Annotated in this window: 2 protein-coding genes; one reads left to right on the top strand and one right to left on the bottom strand. The window is 47.5% G+C overall.

The genetic code is table 11. The annotated features are described in order from the left end of the window. Window positions 1–2,438 (bottom strand): FAD-binding and (Fe-S)-binding domain-containing protein (locus AC4E7D_RS13435; protein ID WP_490174296.1); only part of this gene is annotated, 2,438 nt, incomplete at its 3' end. A gap of 87 nt (window positions 2,439–2,525) precedes the next feature. Here AC4E7D_RS13435 and AC4E7D_RS13430 point away from each other — a divergent pair. After that, window positions 2,526–3,020 carry a hypothetical protein gene (locus AC4E7D_RS13430; protein ID WP_490174295.1) on the top strand — a complete coding sequence of 165 codons (495 nt, stop codon included), beginning with the start codon at window positions 2,526–2,528 and terminating at the stop codon, window positions 3,018–3,020. Window positions 3,021–3,030 lie beyond the last annotated feature (10 nt).

Below are 3,030 nucleotides of genomic sequence, written 5' to 3'. Positions count from 1 at the left end.
CTTAAGATGGCAGACGGTTCGATGCCAACTACGGGAGTACCTTCGGCAAGCAAAGGACCTAGTGCTTCCAGGTGCTTTGCCGCCAACCGCCTTGCCGATTTCAGGAAGCCTTTGGACAAGTGGGCCCGTCCACTTTCACCAAAATACAACTGTACAGCATATCCCAGGCCACTCAATAAGGCTATGGCATCCCTTCCTATCTCGGTGTCTAGTACTTCGGTAAACTCATCAATATATAAGATTACATTTCCCTTTCTAGCATCTTTTTTTACAATACTTTGTAAATACTTACTTAAATTATTAGTTGACACTTTAGGCAGGCTGCGTTCTTGGGCAATCCCGCTGATTTTTTTTATGAGGGTACCCGTAACCCGGTTGGCAAATATCCAGTTGGTGATTCCCGGCAGGTAGCTCCCCCATTTGTTGAAGGAGTAATTATAGGCAAATAAGCGACTTCTTAAGGAATACCCATGGGTTTCCTGATATTGATACAGGAATTCTGCCTTCATGGTGGCGATGTCCACATTGCTGGGACATTCATTGCCACAGGCCTTACAGCTGAGACAAAGGTCAAACACTTTCCTGAGCTCTTCTGAGTTAAACCGATTGGTTTGGGTGTTTGTGGTAAGCATTTCCCGTAGGGTATTGGCCCTGGCACGTGTGGTATCTTTTTCATCCCTGGTAGCCTGATAACTTGGGCACATGGTGCCTGCTGCTTTGTGGGTTTTTCGACAGTCCCCACTTCCATTGCATTGTTCTGCCGCCCTGAGTATTCCCTCAGTATCAGAAAAGTCCAAAAACGTACGGATATCGGGTTCTTTACGGTCTACTTCATAGCGCAGGGACTTGTCCATAGGGTACGCCTCCACGATTGTACCGGGGTTGAAGATATTTCCGGGATCAAAATATCCTTTAATTCTCCTGAGGAGTGAATAGTTGGATTCCCCGATCATCATGGGGATGAATTCAGCCCTTACGATGCCATCTCCATGTTCGCCGCTGAAAGAACCCTGATATTTCTTGGTGAGATGCGCCACATCTGTCGTGATGGCCCGGAACAGAGAGACGTCCTCAGACTTTTTGAGGTCCAATATAGGTCTCAGGTGCAATTCTCCGGCCCCTGCATGGGCGTAATAGACCGCTTCCTGTCCGTAACCCGCCATGATAGAGGTGAATTCCCCTATAAAATCCTTTAAGTCTTCCAGGGCAACCGCGGTGTCTTCAATACAGGCTACTGCTTTACGGTCGCCCACCATATTTCCAAGCAGTCCAAGGCCGGCTTTTCTCAGTTCTATGGCCTTATTGATATCCTTCCCATACAACACCGGGCTGGCATAACTGTGCCCTGATCTTTCTATAGTGTCCTGTAAGGCTTTAAGCTGCTGTGCAAGGCCGGACTCCGTTTCATCGCAAACCTGTAACATCAGCAGTGCCTTCGGGTCGCCTTCCACAAAAAATCTATTGGCCTGTTGTTGCCTGTTATTTTTAGTACAGTCCAGGATCACTTTGTCCATCATTTCACACATATGCAAGCTGTGTTCCATGACCGGTGCCACATCGGCCAGGCAGCTTTCCAGTGTAGCGTAATGGGTGACTACCATAGCCGATAAGGACGGAGGTACATCGTCTAGCTGAAGGGTGATTTCTGTGGTCATGGCCAGCGTGCCTTCACTGCCGCAAAGCAGTTCACAAAGGTTGATCTCTTGCTCCGTACCTCCAAACAACTCGCTTTTCAGGAGTTTATCTATCGCGTAACCCGTGTTTCTGCGGTGTATTGCAGGTTTTGGGAAATTTTTCCGGATCTCTTCTTGGTTCTCTTTGTTGATGAGTTCCTCATGGATATGTCTGTATATACTTCCCTCAAGGGATTTTTCCCTGGACCTCTCCATAAATTCTGAGGACGTGAGGGATTTAAACTCAGCTTCGCTGCCATCTGCCAAAACCGTTTTTAGCGCCATGACCTTGTCCCGCGTCACGCCATATTGGATGGAAGTAGTTCCACTCGAGTTGTTGCCAACCATGCCGCCCATCATACAGCGGTTGGAAGTAGAGGTGTTGGGTCCAAAGAAAAGCCCATGTTCAGAAAGGTACTGGTTGAGTTCGTCCCGTATCACCCCGGGTTCCACCCGGACCTGTTTTTTCTCCAGGTCCAGCTCCAGGATGCGTGTCATATGCCGGGAAACATCCACAACAATCCCCTGCCCCACACACTGACCTGCAAGGGAAGTACCGGCAGTGCGTGGTATCAAACCAAGCTGATGTTCCGCGGCAAAGCGCACCAATAGTTGAATGTCTGCGACCGATTTGGGATAGGCTACTGCAGACGGAAGCATCCTGTAGACTGAAGCATCTGTAGCGTACAAGGTTCGGGTGAGTTTGTCCCAATGGATAGAACCTTGCATAGCTTTAGCTACCTTTGTGAATAAGTTTTTTTGCAACCCAATACAATTTTGCATGCTAATTTAAGTTTTTATTGACTGTATTATGGCCAGAAGGCTTAGAATAAAACGTAAACAATAACACCTATGAAAATTCTAAAAATTATTCCCGTAATTTTCTGTTTCATCGGAATTACGGCAAGTGCTCAGGACATCTCAGAACATGCTTTAGGCCTTAGGTTAGGCGATAGCGACGGTTTTGGTGCCGAAATTTCCTATCAGAAATCAATAGCGCGGTACAACCGTCTCGAACTTAATCTGGGATGGAGAGACAACAGGAACTACGACGCCTTTAAACTCGCAGCGGTTTACCAGTGGATCCATGTATTGGATGGTAACTTCAACTGGTATTACGGTGTAGGTGGCGGACTTGGAAGCGTTGATTTTGACGCTGTGCCCAATACAGAGCTTGATGGCGGCCTCTTCATATTCGGAGCAGGGAATATCGGTGTGGAATACAATTTTGACATCCCGCTGCTGCTGTCCCTCGATTTTCGTCCGGAAATTGGCCTGGTGGGTTATGATGATTTCTCGGATAACTTTGACTTTGATATAGCCCTGTGGATCAGATATCAGTTCTGATCGCACCAAC

It is taken from the genome of Lentiprolixibacter sp. (assembly GCF_982873095.1).
The sequence above is the reverse complement of the archived record's forward strand: the minus strand, read 5'-3'. Positions and strand labels throughout refer to the sequence as shown.